Source organism: Bacillus sp. FSL M8-0350 (assembly GCF_038593345.1).
Classification (GTDB): domain Bacteria; phylum Bacillota; class Bacilli; order Bacillales; family Bacillaceae; genus Bacillus; species Bacillus safensis.
The window spans coordinates 1,472,294-1,493,041 of record NZ_CP151985.1 but is presented as its reverse complement, the minus strand read 5'-3'; the positions used below and the strand labels follow the sequence as shown (position 1 = coordinate 1,493,041).

Below are 20,748 nucleotides of genomic sequence, written 5' to 3'. Positions count from 1 at the left end.
ACTTAAGACACCCCTTGGATGATTTTTCCGTCTAACATATCTGGATGAATGATGGATTGAAATTCCTGATCTGCTGATAAACCGCTCAGACTCATGCCTACAAAACACTTGGCTGGCTGGATCATATGCGTTTTTGAATAAATGATGACCGTATCTGGTTTTAAGCATAGAAGAAACCCGTGATCATGACCGACCGCTCGATATGGAACAAGTCTTAAACGGTCAAGAAGCGGAAATTGATCATCGAGCTTTTGCATCACTTCAACAGGATGAGACTGCTTCATAAGCTCTATAAATGGCTCTCCGCAAATGGACATGAGTTGATCTGCTTGAACGATCATCACAGGTGTTTTCGTCATAGGATCATACAGCTGATTGCCAGAATCGACGAGTCCCTTTAAGCGGATGGTCTCTCCTTGAATGTGTATCTCCGCAAGGACTTGTTCATCAAACTGTCTTTTTTTCGCACCGACCTCTCCTAATCGTTTCTTTGAAAACAGCCAAATCGCAGGAAAGCCGGTTAAAACGAAAAGCCAGCTAATGGGATCACCAAAGCCATCATTTTGTGAAATCAGCAGCCCGTCTTGAATAACAGTATTGGTTTGTAAAAACGAATGAACCCCGATCATGCCTCCTCCCATCAAAAATGTGACAAAGTAAAAAGCAAACAGGTTTTGAAAAAAGAATCGAAATCTTTGAAATCCAAAAGTTGCAAGCACGATCAAGACAGAAAAAAGCAGTTTGCCTAGAGGGTGTGACACAAACATTGCAAATGGTGTAAAGAGCAAGAGAACAATGCTCGATCCAATCAGAGCTCCTAACATATATCGCCGTTTTTTTACTTGTCGTTTGAGAATAAATGCAGTGAGTAAGAGAAGCAATAGATCAAAACAAAAGTTTAACAGCCAAATCACATCTAAATAAATGACCACCTTCTGCTCCTTTCATCTGAAACAAAGAATCAAAAGCAGTACTTGCACTTGTTTGTACCAGTATAAAACAGCCAAGAGATGGAAGTCTGTCAATTCTTGTTGGGGATGATAGAGAACTTTTGGTGGATTGTTATTGTTTTTGTCGAGGAATGAGAGCACAAAGAAAGAGAGTGTGCTTCCGGACAAGCTTACAAACAAGTATTCGAAACGAAAAAGACACGCTCCAAGGAAGCGTGCCTTTCTTAAGGATTATTTTTCATTGATATTTAATGTGCCTGGGGCTTTTTGCCGTGTGACATTTCCATAATCATCCCGCACAATCACTTCAATGACTGCACCTTTTGCTTTGGCGGTAGAAGTAGCTGTCCAGTAACCTTCATATGTTCCCTTGGCTACCTCGCGAAGCGGCAGCTCTGTTGTATTTTTCAGCTTTGATCTCGCGTTTGTCAGCGGCATGTGAATGACAAACGTTGCGTCTAGCTTTTCTCTGCTGTTAAATGAAATTTTAACAGACTCACCTGATGATAGATTGACATTCTCTGCTGGTGTCAGCTTAGAAATCTCAGGCGCTTCGTATTGAACATCGATATCGACTTTTTTAGTCGTTTTGTTTCCTGCTGCATCTTTTGCTGTTACTTTGATCGTATTTTTCCCGTTTTCAAGCAAGATTCTTGCAGAATATTTCCCAGCTTTTATTGCTGCTTTTTTTCCATTCACAGTGACTTGATCAAGATGATCATCCGTTACCTTTCCTTCTACAGTGAGTGATTCTTTGTTAGACTTTTCCCCTTTTTTTGGTGTATCTATCGTTAACACTGGGGCTGTTTGATCAATGATCACCTTGACTGATTTGGATTTTTTCGTTGCGCCTTTATCCGTAACAGTAGCAGCCGTGAATACATGCTCTCCGCTTGACACTGTAACCTTCTCTTTGAAAGCACCCGACTGATCTGCTTTCACTTTGGCAATCTCTTTATCGTTTTGATAGATCGCTACATCAAGACCTGGAGAGGCTTTCCCTTCAATCTCCAGTTCATCTTTGTTCGTGATCATTCCAGCCTTTGGAGATGTTATTTCTGGCACAGCTGCTTCATATTGGACAAGCGCACGAATCATATAATTTCCCTCTTCTTTTGGAGAAGGAGAAAAGGCACCGCTTGTCAGCTGCCAGCTTCTTTCAGCATTTGGTCCATTTTCATCTGTTGCAAGGCCTGGAGATTCCGTATTCTTTTTCGTTTGAATATAGACAAGATAGAAATCTCCATCCACCGTAATGGCTTGATCTTCTAAATCTACTTTTGTCCATTCACCATTACGCAGCGCATTTGCTTTAAAAGGTCCCGCAATTTTCTCACCTGGAGCGCCGTCCTTCCCAGAAGCATCATACACTTCAACCGCAAATTCATTCCCGCCAGGGGCTGGCCACTCTGTTGTCCAGAAACGGAAAAGCCCCCCTGTGACCTGTGCTTGTTTCTTCCCTTTTTCTAATGAAAATTTCACCGCCCAGCCATTACCAGGATCATAGAACGCCCGTGCATTTTCAGCTGTTCCGTCATCGTAGCCAATTTCGCCAGCAAAACCAATGAAAGGTTCCAGCTTGATTGCTTTTTCAAGCGGCTTTTCTGTCACATCGGCTGTAAACGAATATCCTTTAAACCCTTTCGCAAATACTTTGACTGTATACACACCGCTCAATGCCTCTAGAGAAAACTCGCCAGATTCATCTGTTTTCACCGGCTCAATTTTCGCATCCTCTACAAGATAAACCGTAGCATCCTTTACTTTTTCACCCGTTGTTTCATTGACAATTGTGCCAGATATCGTTCGTTTTTCTAGTGGCTGTAATGAGAAATTTGCCTCTGCTTGATCATTTGCAGAAATATTGACTTTTTGTGTGCGTGATTCAAAGCCATATGCTTCAGCTTTCACTGTAAATTCCCCTGCACCATGAGAAAGCTGATATCTCCCTGTCGCTTCATCTGTGTACGTGGACTTGCCGCTTTCAAGAACACTGATTTCTGCCTTCATCGGAAGAGCTTTGATAGATGGGGCATCTACACTTTTTTCCTTTTTCATCTGGACATGTTTTTCTTTTATTTTAGCAGGCTTTGCGCTTTTCGGATCGACAGGTTTCTTCTGCTCCTGTGCTGGCTTTTCTTTTTTGATGACGCCAAGCTGTTTCTTTGCCTTTTGAGGCAAGGCTTGATCTGTTATTTTCACATCATCTAAATAAAAACCGTCTTTTGTCACACTGCCATCCGTTCTTAGCTGAAAAATAACTCTCACGTTCTGACCTTTGTAAGCAGATAAATCTACTTCTCCTTTTGTCCATCCACTTGTTTTGCCTGTGTAGGCTGCCACTTGGACAGCATCTTCCCCCTCAGGCTGCACATGAATATGCACATAGTCATAATTTGCTTCAAGGTCATGCCAGTATTGATATTGTAAAAAGGCGGAGCCTGACTCAGGTACAGCAATCATCGGCATAGATAAATGAGCATCTGTTTGATTTTCATAAGGACTGTCTAGGTTTGTAGCGTAGACATGATCTCCAGTAAAGGCCTGTTTCGGACCTGTGGTCGGCTTCCCCCACTGCCAAGGATCTTTTGTTCCACCACTGAACCATCCACTTGGCCAAGCTTCAAAATCTTGCGAGTAGCCAGTCGTGATGGATGTTTTAATCGGAAGCGTATACGGTTCTGATGCAGCTTCATTTTCTCCAAAATCTTTCACAATCCATCGGTACGTGACATTTTCACCCTCAAGTTCTGGGAGCTGAACAACATATGTCCCTTTTAAATGATTTCCATCCGTTCGTTTTGCTTGCAGCGTCTCCCTTTTCCCTTGATCCACTTGATAGCTCAAGGAGACATTTGTCACAGCTACTTTATCTTCTGCTGTAATACTTAGAGGTGTTGGCGTAGAGGCAAAAATTTCATTCGGTCCTTTATGAGAAAAAACAGGTGGTTCTGTATCTTCTCCTTCTTTTGTTACCTGTCCTTCAATCTTGCCAATTCCATCTGTTAATGCTGTGATGGCTTCTTTTGCATCAACTAATCCTGCCCCATAGCCATTGTTAGGGGATTCCGGGAATTGCTGATCTGTCAGCGGTTTTGCAGTATCAATGAGAATTTCTTCGATCTCTTCAACAGACAGATCTGACTGTACTTGGCGCAGAAGAGCCACAACAGCTGAAACATGCGGACCTGCCATCGAGGTTCCATTCCAGCCATCCTCATATCCTTTCGCAGGAATAGAAGAACGAATATTTACCCCTGGGGCCGCAATATCTGGTTTCATGACCCCATATGGAGAGGGGCCTTGCAAAGAGAAAGAACCCAGTTTGTTGTTTTGATCTGTTGCACCCGTCGCAAAGGCTTCGGGATAGTTCGCAGGATTTGCAATAGATCCCTCACCGCCAGGGTTAAATAAATCCGTATTACCAGCTGAAAACTCTGGGAAGATGTCCGCTGCTCTCCAAGCATTGACCACATCTTTATACCAATCATCAAGACCAGGCCCGCCGCCCCAAGAATTATTCACTACGTCAGGTGCCTTTTCCGGATGAGGGTTTCCATTTTCATCTTTTGGAGCTAAAATCCATTCACCTGCGTCAAGCAGATCAGCATCTGATCCACCATCTTCTGAGAAAGCTTTCACCGCGATCCATTTTGCACCTGGTGCGACTCCAATTTGATTCTCTCCATTTGGCTCAGAGCCAACCATCGTTCCCGTTACATGTGTACCATGCTCTAAATCATCGTATGGCGCTTTAGAACCTGTCGTTGCATCGTACCAATTGAATTCATGAGAAGGTTCATTCGGACGTGCAGGGTCAAATCCGCGGTATTTTTCTTTTAATGCAGGATGATCCCATTCCACACCTGTATCAATACTTGCCACAACGGTACCAGTTCCGTCATAGCCTAAAGCCCACACTTCTGGGGCATGAACTTGAGAAATATTCCACTCGATTCCATCTGCTGCTTTGATTTGTTTGTTTTTCTTTGAAGTCTTCAAATCAACAGGACGATGGATTTGACGGATTTCATTTGGCAGCACTTGATCTACTTCTGGGAAGGAAGCTACCTTTTCCATGACTTCTTTCGTTCCCGTCACAGCGAGACCATTCACAATATAGTACGAATGAATATCTTTCACTTGCTTTTTCTTTTGGGCTTTTTGTAAATAAGCAAGCAGCGCTTCCTGCGTCTCTTCAGACGTCGCTCTTAGTTCTGATACGACAGCTGATCTTTTTGTGTACTGCGTTTTAGCAGCTGTTAATTTCTGTTTTTTGGCTTTTGACACAGCATCCTTCGCCACTTTTTTGACATTGGTTTGTTCCTTCATTTTGACTAAAAAGGTCACCTTGTCTTCTTGTTGAAACTGTTTCATTAATCTAGATGAGATCTTTGCTTTTGTTTTCTTGGAGGAAACAGCTTCCTCTTGATATGAGGTAGAAGTCGATTTTGCTTGAACCATCCCAAAGCTTGTCATCGTTAAAGTACCAATCACCAAAAGACTCATCAAACGATAGCCGGCGGTTTTGCGAAACTTCACTTTCAATCAAATCCCTCCTCCTCAAATGGTCAAACAGTGTATGGGTTTAACTCCTCCCTTTCCTTTGTTCATGACAAGATTCATGGTGTTCTATTTAATGTAGTCAAATAAAGTTCATCATTTTGTCGCTTTTTGTAATAGGATTTAAAAATGATTCTTTTTACTTAATCAATCTAAGTCGAAATACATATGTTAGATAAAGTAATCCAAACACATTTAAGACTTTTTGATTAGTAGTGATGCGGGTTTCTTTATATATTGAACATGAAAAAATCCCCTTCCGGTGGAAGGGGATGAGTGATACTCGATTAGCGTTTATTACGGTTGCGCAAGAACGTTGGGATATCCAGCGTATCATCGCTTGATTGTGTATTTTGTCTCGGCTGAGATGATGACTGCTGATGTTCCTCACGTTTTACTTCACGTTTTTGAGGAATGGATTGATTTTGCTTTAATCCTTGCCCTAATGGATTTCTTTGTGGTTTTGACACCTCTGGCTCTTGCTCAATAAATCCAGTTGCGATCACAGTTACCACAATTTCATCCTTCAAGTTATCATTAATGACAGAACCGAAAATCATGTTTACATCTTCATCAGATGCAGAAGCCACAATGTCCGCTGCTTCTTGTACCTCATAAAGACTTAGGTTCGTACCACCAGTAATATTCATGATGACACCTTGTGCACCGTCGATTGCCGTTTCTAGAAGTGGTGAAGAAATAGCTTTCTTCGCAGCTTCAGCGGCACGATTTTCACCAGTCGCAACACCGATACCCATAAGAGCAGAACCTTTATTGGACATGATCGTTTTCACGTCAGCAAAGTCAAGGTTGATTAAACCTGGTGTAGCAATAAGATCTGAGATCCCTTGAACACCTTGTCGTAGCACGTTATCTGCTGCACGGAATGCTTCAAGCATTGGCGTGTTTTTATCAACAATTTCAAGCAAGCGATCGTTTGGAATCACAATTAAAGTGTCAACTGCTTCTTTCATAGAAGCAATTCCTTCGACTGCTTGAAGCTGACGCTTTCTTCCTTCAAATGTGAAAGGACGAGTCACGACTCCAACTGTCAATGCACCAGAATCTTTTGCGATTTTTGCAATGACAGGTGCAGCACCCGTACCAGTTCCACCGCCCATACCAGCAGTAACAAAGACCATGTCTGCGCCTTTTAATACTTCTTCAATCTGTTCTTTGCTTTCCTCAGCAGCTTTTTTACCGACTTCAGGATTCGCACCTGCTCCAAGCCCTCTTGTCAGCTTAGCACCGATTTGCATTTTCGTTTCTGCTTTTGATAGATTTAACGCCTGTGCATCTGTGTTGACTGCAATGAAATCGACACCTTGTACGTCATTTTCGATCATTCGGTTGACAGCGTTATTTCCGCCTCCACCTACTCCGATTACTTTAATTGATGCTAGGCCGTCTATATTTGTTTCAAACTCCAACATGCTGAATCCTCCTAATCCGTCGAAAATCTAATTCTATTCCCAGAACATATTAAATAGTTTTTTCATTTTGCCCGGTTTTTTATTTGTCTCTTCTTGTGCTTTTTGTTTTACTTTCGGTCTTGGCTGCGCTTCTTTCACTTGTGGTGCAGAAGAAACCGGCTCCATGGATGCGCCTACTTCATGAAACGCCTCATCCGGCATTTGGAATCCAACTTGTCTGCCCTGAATCTTTGCATTGCGATAAGCAAAGTGGATCAGACCCACTCCTGTCATATACTGAGGTTCTCTCACCCCAATATAATTCGGACTTGCAATTCTAACATTGTTTTGCAAGACCGTTTGTGCAAGAGAAAGGATACCTGGTATAGCTGCCTGTCCACCTGTTAGAACGAATCCGCCAGGCAAATCATGGACACCCATATTTCTTAATTCCTCTGCCACAAAGAGCAAGATTTCTTCCAGCCGAGCCTCGATGATATTAGCCGCCTCAAGCTGTGTATACGTCTGTTTCTGATCGGTACCGATGACAGAAACTTCAAATGTTTCCTCAGACGATGCCTCATCATAAAACGCATGTCCAAATTGTTTTTTGATTCGTTCAGCTTCTTCAGTAGAAGTTCTAAGTCCTATAGACAAATCTTTTGTAATGTTCTCTCCGCCCAAAGGGATACTGTGAGTAGAATAGAGATGCCCGTTTTCAAATACGGAAATCGTTGTAGATCCGCCGCCAATATCGACGAGAGCTACCCCTAGATTTTTTTCATCTTTCGATAATGCTGCTGAGCCCGATGCGAGCGGCTGCAAGCAAATATCCATAATTTCAATTCCAGCTCTTTCTACACATCGGAGCCAGTTATGTAGAATCGTTTTAGAACCTGTAATTAACGATCCATCCACCTCTAGCCGAACACCAAGCATTTTTTTCGGATCAGTGATCTCATCTCTTCCGTCGACGATAAATTGTCTCGGGATAACGTCTACGACGAGATGTTCTTGAGGAATAGATACTACCTGTGCAGCATCTAAGACACGTCTCACATCTTCAGCATGTATTTCTTTGTTTTCACTAGATACTGCGACCACGCCGCTCGTATTCTGAATATGAATGTGGTTTCCGTTAATTCCGACAATCGCCTTTTGTAAAGGAAAACCTACCATTCTCTCAGCCTGTTCAAATGCTTGTCTAATAGAATGAACTGTCTCATCTATATCAACAATCGATCCTTTTTTTAACCCTTCTGAAGGGACATTTCCAACACCTATAATGTTAAGCGAATCATCCGCCATTTCTCCGACGATGACTTTTATATTGGATGTACCGATGTCAAGGCTGACGTAAATTTCATTGTTGTTCATTCTATGGCACCTCCTCACATATCAATACTTTCTATTCTATTATTTGCTGAACAACAATACAATGAATGTGTTTTTACAAGTGTGTAACAAAACTTAAAAAATCAACATTTTTTATTAGGATTACTGAAAATATTCGTTACATCATATGTATATCCTTTTTTATGACTCACTTTTTTTCTTTTTTTCTCTAGAAATTGTCCATTTTGTTAGTAGAATTCTGCGAATAACTGCTATATTTTGAAACAATCTAACGCCGAAAGCAAACATTCCGACTAAATACAAGTCTACACCAAGATGGACGCCCAGAAAAGCTAAACTTATTGCAAGTATAATATTAAAGAAAAAGCCTGATACAAACACTAGTTCATCGTATGCCCCTTGCAGATGTGCCCTGATTCCACCAATCAATGTATCAAGCGCAGCAAGTACAGCGAGGGAAAGATAATTAGAATACTCATTCGGTATCGTAAAATTTGTTAAGAAACCGATCGCAACTCCTATGATTAAGCCAAGTACAGGAAGCCACATTAAGATTTTCCCTCCTTTACATCGTCAAGAGGCTTCAACTCGTTTAACTGAATTGCACCGTCATATGCTTTTAATTGAATTTGCTGCTTCGGCTGGCTAATACTTAAGCCGAAATTTTCCTGAGCAAACAAATCACCAATATCTGATACATTTAAACGGCTGTATAATTTGTCGGCCTGGTCGCTGATCATCTTGATGGTCACTTCATCACCATCTAAGCTGTAGCCATCCATTTTCGTCGTGCCATTAATATCTCGAATCACACTTGTATTAATCACACGGTGGTCATTAATGGAAATATGTTTTGCCCCATACATATTGGCTTCGTTGATTAGCTTTTTCAGAAGATCAGGCGGGATATTTTTCACTTCTTCCCCGGTCAGATCCTTGGAGAAGAGCTGAGAGATGTCAACTTCAATTCCCTCCCCTGTCACTTCTGTAAAACCAGCCTTTTCTTTTAAATCTTTTAATGTTTTAGTTAGTTGAGCCTCTTTTGATTGATCTCCTTGACGACCATACTTTTTCAGCATTTCATCGTATTTATCAATTTCTTTCAGTAAATCCAATTCTTTACTTTTAGATGCAGATAAATCCTCTCTTAGCTCCCACACATCGCGAGTATCACGAACTTTGGGCTTTTGCAATGAATTAAATTGGATGGAGACCATGATGCCGAATATCACCATTAAGGCTGTCAAACTAAGTAAAGGCTTCTTTTTCCTCAACACCACTCACCTTTTCACTTTTAATCTTTGTGTTTTAAAAGAGGATTCATACGAATATCCTTTTTTTCAATCGTCATCGAAATGTGATCACTTGTCAGCTGATCGACCACTCCTCCTGCAATATTTAATGCAGGTATTAACACAGCCGGATCACCAATAGCAGAAATAACAAATGGCGCTGGATGCTGAACACCGTCAACTGTGACAACTGGGCCGTTACAATGTATGTATGATTGGTGTGTAATTCTCTGTCCATTAATAGATACGGCAGAGGCCCCTGATATAAACAGTTCGTTTATCACATGAAAAATGTGGCTCTCATGAACAATGTAATTATTGACATTTTGTCCACTCGGGATATAAGATGCATCTTCAAGGGATACTTTTACCCCTTTTCCTTTTACACCGATCTCTCCTGTAAACATCCTGTATTTCTCAACATCTTCCAATACATTAAAATACTGCTCTTTTTCATTTTTCAAATTGGACTCAGTGGCTTGAACCTGTGATTGAAGACTATATAATTCTTTTTCAAGTTTCTGATTCGCCTTTTCTTGCTTTGTCAGCTGACTTTTCAAGGAGTATTCTTTTTTCCATTGCTCTGTTCGAATGACATCTGCCTGATGCTGCTTAGTATATTGGTATGAAAAAGAAATCAGAAAACCAAGAACAAGCATGACAATTGAGAATATAACTGTTTTGCCTCTCAACGTTCATCTTCCTTTTTCTTAGATTTAAACGCTTCAAAATACGTCGCGACTTCCATATGGATTGTGCCTTTTTCAGATGGCGAAAGTTCTTTTACAATGGCAGGATAGGTTTTCATTTTATCAGCGAATGTTTTAATTGATGCAATCACGGTGTTCCCGTCATTCATATAAAATTTAACGAGCCACTGGTTTGAGCTTGTTGGCACATAATATATTTCTGAGATGAGTTCCTGAATAGAGGCTGGCAGCTGATTTAAAGATCTAACCGTTTGCTTCAGCTTCTCTTTATTGTCCCAATCAACAAAAATAGGTCCTGCATGACTTGGTGTGACTTCTTCTGGTAATGCTGTCCCATTTTCAAGAAGCTCATAGTATAAATTTCCCTTTTGAAGATACGCAATATTGGCATATTCTTTGACAGCAATACTAACCTTATTTGGAAAATGTTTTTTGATACTGACACTTTTAATCAGTTTGTTTTGTTTAATATGATCTGCTGTTAAATCTTTATTTAAATTCCAAAACTCTGTTTCGCCTTCTTTAATCTGGGAAAGTTTCACAAGCTGTTTTGTAGGGACATGCTCATTACCCGTAATAGTTAAAGAAGAAATTTTACTGATTGGTGTCTGCAAATAAATAATGATTAAAACCATGATAAAAAACAGTAGAATAAAAGAGATTAATCTCCGATTCGCTTTCTGCTTCCTTTGTTCTTTAATTTTAGGAATTCGTTCTTCTATATTGACGATCTTTTCATTTTCATGATCAGGCCGCATATATATTCTTCACCCCATTCAAAGCTGCTTGTCCACACCTTTGGGTCATCTTTTGATGAGAAAACAAACGGCATTCTTTCATGCCGTTTGTTTTCCTGTGATGCCATCATTCATAAAACTTGCTTTTAATTTGCTTCACCGATAATTTCTACTTCTGTATGCATATCTACATTGTAGTCATCTTTAATTTTCTTTTGGATGTACTGGATTAAGTCCAGCACGTCTTGAGCAGTAGCCCCGCCAGCGTTCACAATAAAGTTGCCATGCATATCAGAGATTCTTGCTCCGCCAATTTGGTACCCTTTTAAATTCGCTTTTTCTACAAGCTGTCCTGCATATTCAGGCAGCGGATTTCGAAAAATACTTCCGGCACATGGTCGATTATAAGGCTGTGTTTCCTTGCGATAGTCTTTATTTTGCTGCATTTTCTTTGTGATTTTCTCGCGATCATCCTGTTTGAGCTTAAACACGGCCTCGAGAACAATGCCTGGTCGTTCCTTTTGAAGGACAGACGTTCTATAGCTAAAGTTCATCTGTTCATTTGTTAGCCACTCGATGCTTCCATCTTCAAATAAGATTCTCGCTTTCACAAGAATCTTACTGATATCAGATCCGTGCGCACCTGCGTTCATATAAACAGCGCCGCCAATAGACCCTGGGATACCAGCTGCAAATTCCAGCCCTGAAAGACCCTGCTTACTAAGAGACGTTGCAAGCCTTACAACAGAGTAGCCGCCGCCAACTGTAATTTCTTCTTCATTTACAGTTAAGTGATCAAGTCCAGCGCCTAACTTCAGGACGACGCCACGTATTCCTTTATCAAGTACGAGTAAATTTGACCCTCTTCCAATAACCGTCCAGTCCGCGTGGTGTTTTTTTATCTGATCCATGATCGTTTTAACTGAATCGATATCTTTAGGAACGATCAATAGATCTGCCGGCCCGCCTATTTTCATTGTCGTATGATTTGCAAGCGGCTCATTTTCAAGCACTTTACCGACTTGCGCTTCTAATAATTCATTCTTCAAGTTCTCCATATTACCCTCCGCCTTACCTAATATCATTCCATCATGTAGTCGTAATTTCTTTTAATACATTATATAAACGTCCAGCCGCATCTGGTACTCCAAGTTCTTTTGTTAAACGGCTCATTTCGTTTAATTTTTCTTCATTACCAGCAATTTCATCAATGGCATGAAGGAGGCTTTCTCCAGAAAGCTCTGATTCTCTTAAAACGATTGCAGCGTCATGCTTTTCTAGTGATCTTGCATTGATTTCCTGGTGATTTGCCGTCACGTATGGGCTTGGAATAAAAATAGTTGGAATTCCAAGGGCTGTTACTTCAGCAATCGTTGTGGCACCGGCTCTTGCAACAATCACATCAATCGATTTCAAGTACTCCGGCATTTGATGCAAGAAAGGCTTTGTGATCATATTAGGTGCTGCACCTTTTTCCTTTAGTTCGTTCAGCACTTTTTCATAATGAACCTCACCCGTGATATATAAAAGCTGATAGTTCTTAGCCTTTAATCCATCTTGCATGTCAATAACTGCTCTATTAATTGGCGCAGCCCCCCGGCTTCCGCCAAAAATAAGAACCGTTTTTTTCGTTTCATCCAGTCCAAACTCCTTCAGAGATTTCCCCTCTTTTATAGAGACGACTTCAGAGGCTCTAGGGTTTCCCGTAAATACAACCTTTTCAGAAGGAAAATGTGCCTTTGCTTCTTCAAAGCAGATGGCTACCTTATCAACATATCTTGCTAGAAACTTATTAGTGATACCCGGCAGGCTGTTCTGTTCGTGAATAATGGTCGGGATTTTCAGCTTAGAAGCTGCATAAACGACAGGCCCGCACACATAACCACCTGTTCCAATGACCGCATCTGGCTTAAATTCCTTTAAGTAAGATTTGCTTTTTTGAACGCCTTTTAGAAATCTCATCACCGTTTTTACGTTATCAAAGGAAAGCTTTCTTTTAAAACCTGAAATTTCTATGGATTTGAAAGGGATATTTTCTCTTTCTACAATTTTCTTTTCAAGTCCATTTTCAGTACCAATATATAAAAATTCTACATCAGGATGCAGTCTTTTCACTTCTTTAATAAAAGCTAAGGCTGGATAAATATGTCCGCCTGTTCCGCCTCCACTGATTACTATACGCATTATACCATTTCCCCTCAATTTTTTTCTGCTCTGAACAAAGTATAAACCCTGTTTTAAACAACAGGGCTCCGTTAAAACCTGTAAAGAAGAGTCAAAAAACATGTTTCCAAAACAAAATCTGTCATTTCTACTCTTCAAATCATTTTTTTGTACTTTTGCAAAATAAATGTCATCATGGTTTCATGAACTAGCAGCACTAATATCTAGCGTACCTGCTTACATTCAAGAGTACGCCAATTGCCATCAGCATTAATGTCAGTGATGAGCCGCCATAACTTAGGAATGGGAGCGTGATACCTGTCACAGGGATAAGTCCAGTAACAACTGCGATATTAATCATCACTTGAATGGCAACCATTGAAATAATACCAACTGCTAGGAAACTTCCATATAAGTCTGGGGCTCCAAGTGCTATTCGTATGCCTCTCCATAATAGAACACTAAAGAGCAGCAAAATGAGTGATCCTCCTATAAAGCCGAGCTCTTCAGACAATATTGCAAAGATGAAGTCTGTTTGAGGCTCAGGTAAATAAAAGAATTTTTGTCTACTTTGACCGAGACCCATTCCGAACAGACCGCCTGGACCAACAGCGTATAAGGATTGAATAATTTGAAACCCACTGCCTAGTGGATCTTCCCAAGGATTTAAGTACGATGTAATTCGTTTTATGCGGTAGGGCGCTGATAAGACTAGTGCAGCAAATCCGCTGAGCCCTAAAAGACCGAGAAATATAAAGTGAGCAATTCTCGCACCTGAAACAAATATCATAATAATACAGGTTCCAACCATTACCGTCCCGGTTCCCAAATCTGGCTGCAGCATGATGATGGCAAATGCAGAAAATACAATGCCTAATGCTGGTGCGAAACCTTTACGAAAGGATGTGATATTTTTTTGTTTTTCAGATAAGAATTTTGCAAGAAACGCAATCATCGCAAGCTTCATAAATTCAGAGGGCTGAATACTAAACGCACCGACACCGATCCAGCTTCTTGATCCATTTCTCTCCATACCGATACCAGGAATAAGTACAAGCAGTAAAAGGAGAAAACAAACAGCAATCAATATCTTTGACCAAGTCCGCCACGTCCAATAATCGACTCGCATAATGAAAAACATCGCGATAACTCCGATTCCGGCAAACAAAAGCTGTCTTTTTGCAAAATAAAACGAATCATCAAATTTATACGATGCCCACACAGCACTAGCGCTGTACACCATAATTAAACCAATCGTCAATAAAAGTAACGTAATGACAACAAGCAAAAAGTCCGGAGAAGTTTTCTTATTCGTCAAGAGACCGACACCCCAAGCATAATTTCATTTGGGCTGTCAGTCATACGAGAGACAAGCCCTTATTTAAGCATATGCACGGCGTTTACAAACATGTCTCCACGTTCTTCAAATGTTTTATGTTGATCCCAGCTTGCACAAGCCGGGGATAATAAAATCACGTCTTCTTCTTCAGAAATGTTAAACGCCGCAGGTACTGCTTGTTCAACATTATCGACATGTTTTACGTGATGTATTCCCAGTTCTTCACCAAGCTTCACAAACTTAGGTGCCGTCTCACCAAATGTGATAATTCCTTTTACATTTTTCATAAAAGGTTTCAATTCATCAAATTCATTGCCGCGATCAAGCCCGCCAGCTAGTAAAATGGTCGGCTGATTAAAAGCTGACAATGCTTTACTTGTTGCCAGTATATTGGTGGCTTTACTATCGTTATAGAATTTTCTGCTTTGAATTGTATCTACAAACTGCAGACGATGCTTCACTCCACTAAATGTCGTGAGAACGTGTGCGATTGCTTCATTTGAACAGCCTGCATTTTTCACAACACAAATAGCTGCCAAAATATTTTCTTGGTTATGCTCACCAGGAAGAACAACATCCTTTAAATCGATGATATGTTCATTCATGTAGTAGATCGCACCATTTTTAATATACGCACCATGTTCTACTTGCTCTTTCACTGAGAAAAACACTTTTTTTGCTTTTGAAGCTTCAGCCAGTTTTACGACTGATGGATCATCGAGGTTAATAACAGCTATGTCATCTTCAAGTTGATGTGCGTATACTTTCTGCTTTGCTTTTTCATATTCATCACGAGTGTGGTGATAGTCTAAATGTGCATCAAAAATATTTAATATTAAGCTGATTTTAGGTCTGAAATCAACTGTTCCCATTAACTGAAAAGAAGAGAGTTCAGTTACGATCCACTCATCGCCAGCTGCCTTTGCAGCGACTTCGCTGGCAACTGTGCCAATATTACCTGCTACTAAAGTTTTTTGACTGTCTTGTTTCAACATTTCATAAATCAAAGTCGTGGTAGTGGTTTTTCCATTTGAACCAGTAATCCCAATAAAAGGAGCTGAGGTTAAATGATAAGCTAATTCTATTTCCGTCCAAACTGGAATTCGTCGGCGAAGCGCTTCTTGAACCATCACATTTTCATATGGAATTCCTGGATTTTTAATTAAAATCGTAATTTCTTTATCATCGAACATACAAAGAGGATGGCTGCCGCAAACGACATCAATCCCCTTTTCAGAAAGAAGCTGAGCAGGTTCATTTTCTTCAAACGGCTTTTGGTCATTTACTATGACATTTACTCCATGCTCATGAAGAATTGAAGCTGCCGCATATCCGCTTTTTGCAAGACCTAATACTAATACATGTTCGTTTTTTAACATTTGCATCTTATTCAATTATAACCACACCTCGATGTAAATTCCTAAAACAGCAAGTAATAAACCAGCTGTCCAGAAGGTGACAACTACTCTCCACTCAGACCAGCCAACTAACTCATAGTGGTGGTGAAGCGGACTCATCTTAAAGATTCTTTTTCCAGTTGTTTTAAAGGAGATCACTTGAAGAATAACAGATAACGTTTCGACAACAAATACTCCTCCAATAATGACAAGCAAAATTTCAAGCTTTGTTAAAATGGCAATCGCTACAATCGCTCCGCCTAAAGCAAGCGACCCTGTATCACCCATAAATACTTTTGCAGGATGCGCGTTAAACACAAGAAACCCAAGAACGGCTCCAGCAACAGCTACTGAAAAGATCGCTACATCGTACTGTGATTGATTCCAAGCCAGTATAGCAAAGGCTCCGAAGGCAATTGCAGCAGTTCCAGATAATAGACCATCCAGTCCATCCGTTAAGTTCACGGCATTAGAACCTCCGACAAGCATGAAAACGACAAGGATAAAATAAGCCCATCCTAAATCAAAGCTGACATCTGTTCCTGGAATGCGAATCGTCGTTGCAAACTGATAATAATGGAAGACTGCATAAAAAATCACTGCGATCACAATTTGACCGATTAATTTCTGTTTCGATGTTAAACCTAGGTTTCGTTTCATCGCTACTTTAATATAATCATCTAAAAATCCTAATAGACCGTAGCCAAGCGTGACAAATAACAATAAAAACATTTCTGGACTAATCTCAGAAAATTTGTTGATCATCACAATCGTTGTAATGGTAATAGAAAAGATAATCATAATTCCGCCCATTGTCGGAGTACCTGATTTCTTTTGGTGAGACTGTGGTCCTTCTTCTCTAATACTTTGACCAAATTTAAGCCTTCTTAAAAACGGAATAAAAATCGGGGATAAAAGAACACTGATTAAAAATCCCATTATGATTGTAAACAATATCACCTGTTCAAGCATCGTTCTTTACTCCTTCCGAATTTCCAAAGCCGTTTTCCATCAGAAAATTACATTCATTATTAAGGTATTCATTCACGTTCTTCGTATGTTGTTTTTGTACAAAATGCTTCATTTCATTACACTCTTTTCATCATTTTAAGATTTGTTTAGATCTAAAATAGCGTCCATAGCAACCTTTGCATCATCAAAATCGTAAACTTGATCGCCAACGATTTGATATGTCTCATGACCTTTACCCGCTATTAAGACTGTATCGCCTTTTTTCGCATTGGCAATTGCAAAAAAGATGGCTTGTTTGCGATTCACAAAACTATGATAATATGCGTCTGGCACCCCATTTTCCATATCCTTTAAAATAGCTGAAGGATCTTCGCTTCTTGGGTTGTCTGATGTAAATACAGGTTCATCTGCATACTTCACAGCGATTTGGGCCATTTGAGGACGCTTTGTTTTATCACGGTCACCGCCGCAGCCTATCACACAGAAAATTTTGCCCTCTGTTAATTCTCTACACGTTGTCAGGACATTTTCTAAGCTGTCAGGTGTATGGGCGTAATCGACAATAACAGGAAAATCTTGATCACAGTTCACAAGTTCAAATCGGCCTTTGACTCCCTCCAGCTCTTCAATAGCACTTACAATCGTTTCAAATGTTAAGCCAGATACGATCCCAACTGATACAGCTGCTAGGATGTTGTACACATTAAACTTACCGATGAGGGCAACTGTCACATTTTTTGTGCCAATTGGAGTAATCAAATCAAATTGAGTTCCCTTCGGTTTGATTTGAATATTCTTTGCCATCACATCTGCTTTTTGCTCTAAGCCATATGTCATGACTTCAGCAGCTGTAACTTTTTCATAATAACTCGAAGCGTCATCATCTGCATTTAAAATCGCATGCTTTGGCTTATCGTGATGAAAGGCACTGCCAAGCTGTGAAAATAGCAAGCTTTTCGCATGTTTATATTCTTCCATTGTGTTGTGGTAATCAAGATGGTCCTGCGAAAGGTTTGTGAAAACGGCAATATCATAATCACATCCATGTACCCTGCCAAGATGCAGTGCATGTGATGATACTTCCATAATGGCTGTGTCTACATCTTGGTCAAGCATCTGTTTAAAGGTTTTCTGAAGTGTGACACTTTCAGGTGTAGTGTTTTTCACATCGAGAATGTCATCATTCACCTTCATATACATTGTACCGATTAAGCCTGTTTTCTTTTCAGCTTTTCTCATCATTTGTTCAATCATGTGTGTTGTCGAAGTTTTTCCGTTTGTTCCTGTGATCCCGATGAGATTCAGCTTATGAGTTGGCTGCTCGTAAAACGCATCAGCTATTCTTGCAAGAGCTCTTTGAGAGTGTTTTACAATAATGACTGGTACATCTGATATGTTAAGAGGGTGTTCTGCTACAATCGCTGCAGCCCCGCTTTTCACCGCTTTTTCAGCATAATCGTGTCCATCTACTGTATAGCCTTTTATACAGACAAAAAGGCTCCCTTTTTTCACCTCTCTTGAATCCATTTCAATGGAAGTGATATCAGGATTTTCGTTTATTAATTCGTTATTTTCACTTTTAAAGTATGTAAGGAGTTCTTGTAATTTCATTTCATATCAAACCTCTCAAATTCGTTCACGTGCATGTCTTGTGAAAAAAACACACAGTCTATATTTTATCGTAAAAAAAAGGATACATCCAGCGTATTCCTTAAGTTTCTCTTGGAAAAAACACACTTTAGGCTCTTTTTTTCAAACAGACCTTCTCTTTCAACAAAAAGAGGCAGCCGAATGAGTGCGGCTACCCTCTGTTCATTCTTTATTATTCATCGTTTAAGTATAATCTGATGGTGGAGCCTTCCTTGACCTTTGTCCCGGCAGCAGGTGATTGCTTCACCACTTTACTGCCCGTTCCAGAAGCATCGATCTTAAGGTTAATCAGTAAGGATTCAAGGTCTGAAACAGATCCCCCTACAAGATTCGGTACTTCAATGGTTTTTGTGTCCAGCCACTGGTACTTCTTTTCAATTTGTCCTTTTCTTTTTTTCACACCCATCTCAGGCAGGCTGTCCCGCATAATATGACCCACAATTGGTGCAGCAACTGTCCCGCCAAATTGAATAGTGCCTTTCGGGTTATCTACAGCCACATATACAACGATACTTGGATCATCAGCAGGCGCAAACCCGATAAACGACACAATGTGGTTATTTTCCATGTACTTGCCGTCTTTTACTTTCTGTGCTGTCCCTGTTTTTCCGCCAACTCGATATCCTTCAACAAATGCATTTCGGCCAGTTCCTTGAGCGACTACACTTTCAAGCGCATATCTGATTTCTTTGGATGTTTCTGCTGAAATCACTTTCTTTTTGGCAATCGGTGATTGCTTTTTCACTACCTCTTTTGTGATTGGATCTATCCATTCTTTTGCAATGTACGGCGTGTAAAGTGTTCCGCCATTTACCGCAGCTGCTACGGCAGCTACTTGCTGTATCGGCGTAACAGATACACCTTGACCAAAGGCAGTTGTCGCCTGCTCTACAGGGCCAACCCGGTCCAGCGGGAACAAAATGCCTCGCCCTTCCCCTTGAAGATCGATTCCTGTTTTTTGGCCAAATCCGAAATTTTTAATATAGGAAAATAATTTATCCTTTCCTAGACGGTCGCCTAGTTCAACAAAACCGGGGTTACAGGAGTTTTGAACCACTTCTAAAAATGACTGTGATCCGTGGCCGCCTTTTTTCCAGCACCTAAGTCTTGCACCATCAACTGTCACAGAACCGCTGTCAAAAAAATGATCGCGTTTTAAATTGACTTTTTTCTCTTCTAGTGCTGCTGCAAGCGTAATAATTTTAAACGTCGAACCTGGCTCATATGTGCTCCACACCGGTAGATTTCGGTTAAACACTTTCGAGTCAACTGATTGATAATCCGCTGGATCAAAATCCGGTCTGCTCGACATCCCAAGCACTTCACCGTTCTTCGGGTTCATCGCAATTGCAATCATCCCATCTGGGTTATATTTTGCCTGCGCATTGTCTAATTCCCGTTCTATAATGGTTTGCACCTTCGCATCGACAGTTAACTTCATATCAAGACCATCTTTAGGCGGTGTATAATCATCTGCTTCATCTGGCATTTTCTGCCCTTTTGCATCGGAATAGAACTTTACAGAGCCTTTTTCACCTTTTAGGTCATCATCATAATAGGCTTCCAGTCCAAGTAACCCTTGATTATCAATTCCAGCGAAGCCCAGCACATGAGAAAGAAAACTGCCAAACGGATAGTGTCTGATGCTGTCTTCTGCAACATAAACACCATCTAAATCAAGCTCTCTGACTTCTTTTGCTTTTTCATGAGATACTTTTCTCCCTTCTGGAGAAATTCGTTCGATGGATGTTTTCTTTGTGACGTGCTTGTACGCTTTCTCTTCAGACATATTCAGTACTGCCGCCAGTTTCTTGCTTGTTTCTGCCGGATCTTTAATTTGCCGCGGGACGACCAATATAGATGGGGCACTTTTGTTCGTCGCAAGCTCTACCCCATTTCGGTCCAAAATATCTCCCCTTTCTGGTTCGAACGGGAGGTTCCGGCTCCATGAATCTTTTGCTAAGCTTGTGAGCTTCTCGCCCATAATAAACTGTACATATCCTAATCTAGTATCTATGATGAAAAAAATGATCACCCCAAACAGCAGCACGAAAAGCAATCGTTTTCTCACTGTTACACTTGATACTCGCACGCCTGGTTCACTCCTTACATACATATGGCTTGTTTCCATCATATGCAGGCCCGTCCTTATGTAGAACGTCTCGTCTATCCCGCTCGGCAAAAGAAAAAACCTAGCAAGTGGTTTG

15 protein-coding genes are annotated in these 20,748 nt (G+C 40.6%); all 15 read right to left on the bottom strand.

Going from position 1 to position 20,748, the window contains the following annotated elements:
• Positions 1-2: 2 nt before the first annotated feature.
• On the bottom strand, positions 3-932 hold the full coding sequence (spoIIGA, locus tag NSS80_RS07605; RefSeq protein WP_024426933.1) for a sigma-E processing peptidase SpoIIGA: 930 nt from the start codon (positions 930-932) through the stop codon (positions 3-5).
• Positions 933-1,181: 249 nt separating this feature from the next.
• Positions 1,182-5,492, bottom strand: a complete 4,311-nt coding sequence (locus tag NSS80_RS07600; RefSeq protein WP_317222557.1) for a S8 family serine peptidase — start codon at positions 5,490-5,492, stop codon at positions 1,182-1,184.
• A gap of 308 nt (positions 5,493-5,800) precedes the next feature.
• Positions 5,801-6,946 carry a cell division protein FtsZ gene (gene ftsZ, locus NSS80_RS07595; RefSeq protein WP_024426931.1) on the bottom strand — a complete coding sequence of 382 codons (1,146 nt, stop codon included), beginning with the start codon at positions 6,944-6,946 and terminating at the stop codon, positions 5,801-5,803.
• Between the two features lie 33 nt (positions 6,947-6,979).
• A complete protein-coding gene (ftsA, locus tag NSS80_RS07590) occupies positions 6,980-8,302 on the bottom strand; it encodes a cell division protein FtsA (protein ID WP_024424253.1) in 1,323 nt (440 codons plus the stop codon).
• A 159-nt stretch (positions 8,303-8,461) separates the two neighbouring features.
• Entirely contained in the window at positions 8,462-8,830 is a 369-nt protein-coding gene (locus tag NSS80_RS07585; RefSeq protein ID WP_003210988.1) for a small basic family protein, read from the bottom strand.
• On the bottom strand, positions 8,830-9,555 hold the full coding sequence (locus tag NSS80_RS07580) for a DUF881 domain-containing protein (RefSeq protein WP_041117315.1): 726 nt from the start codon (positions 9,553-9,555) through the stop codon (positions 8,830-8,832). The genes NSS80_RS07585 and NSS80_RS07580 overlap by 1 nt, the downstream gene beginning before the upstream one ends.
• Positions 9,556-9,575: 20 nt before the next feature.
• Positions 9,576-10,265 carry a DUF881 domain-containing protein gene (locus tag NSS80_RS07575; protein ID WP_024424255.1) on the bottom strand — a complete coding sequence of 230 codons (690 nt, stop codon included), beginning with the start codon at positions 10,263-10,265 and terminating at the stop codon, positions 9,576-9,578.
• Positions 10,262-11,041 carry a cell division protein FtsQ/DivIB gene (locus NSS80_RS07570; protein WP_024424256.1) on the bottom strand — a complete coding sequence of 260 codons (780 nt, stop codon included), beginning with the start codon at positions 11,039-11,041 and terminating at the stop codon, positions 10,262-10,264. The genes NSS80_RS07575 and NSS80_RS07570 overlap by 4 nt, the downstream gene beginning before the upstream one ends.
• A gap of 125 nt (positions 11,042-11,166) precedes the next feature.
• Positions 11,167-12,078, bottom strand: a complete 912-nt coding sequence (gene murB / locus NSS80_RS07565; protein WP_041117313.1) for a UDP-N-acetylmuramate dehydrogenase — start codon at positions 12,076-12,078, stop codon at positions 11,167-11,169.
• Between the two features lie 31 nt (positions 12,079-12,109).
• Positions 12,110-13,204, bottom strand: a complete 1,095-nt coding sequence (gene murG / locus NSS80_RS07560; RefSeq protein ID WP_034623688.1) for an undecaprenyldiphospho-muramoylpentapeptide beta-N-acetylglucosaminyltransferase — start codon at positions 13,202-13,204, stop codon at positions 12,110-12,112.
• 196 nt (positions 13,205-13,400) lie between these two features.
• Entirely contained in the window at positions 13,401-14,501 is a 1,101-nt protein-coding gene (spoVE, locus tag NSS80_RS07555) for a stage V sporulation protein E (RefSeq protein ID WP_024424259.1), read from the bottom strand.
• A 59-nt stretch (positions 14,502-14,560) separates the two neighbouring features.
• Positions 14,561-15,916, bottom strand: a complete 1,356-nt coding sequence (gene murD / locus NSS80_RS07550; protein ID WP_041117311.1) for a UDP-N-acetylmuramoyl-L-alanine--D-glutamate ligase — start codon at positions 15,914-15,916, stop codon at positions 14,561-14,563.
• Positions 15,917-16,891 carry a phospho-N-acetylmuramoyl-pentapeptide-transferase gene (mraY, locus tag NSS80_RS07545; protein WP_003211854.1) on the bottom strand — a complete coding sequence of 325 codons (975 nt, stop codon included), beginning with the start codon at positions 16,889-16,891 and terminating at the stop codon, positions 15,917-15,919.
• A gap of 135 nt (positions 16,892-17,026) precedes the next feature.
• Positions 17,027-18,502 carry a UDP-N-acetylmuramoyl-L-alanyl-D-glutamate--2,6-diaminopimelate ligase gene (locus tag NSS80_RS07540; RefSeq protein ID WP_024424262.1) on the bottom strand — a complete coding sequence of 492 codons (1,476 nt, stop codon included), beginning with the start codon at positions 18,500-18,502 and terminating at the stop codon, positions 17,027-17,029.
• A 211-nt stretch (positions 18,503-18,713) separates the two neighbouring features.
• Entirely contained in the window at positions 18,714-20,633 is a 1,920-nt protein-coding gene (locus tag NSS80_RS07535; RefSeq protein ID WP_024424263.1) for a stage V sporulation protein D, read from the bottom strand.
• Between the last annotated feature and the right edge of the window lie 115 nt (positions 20,634-20,748).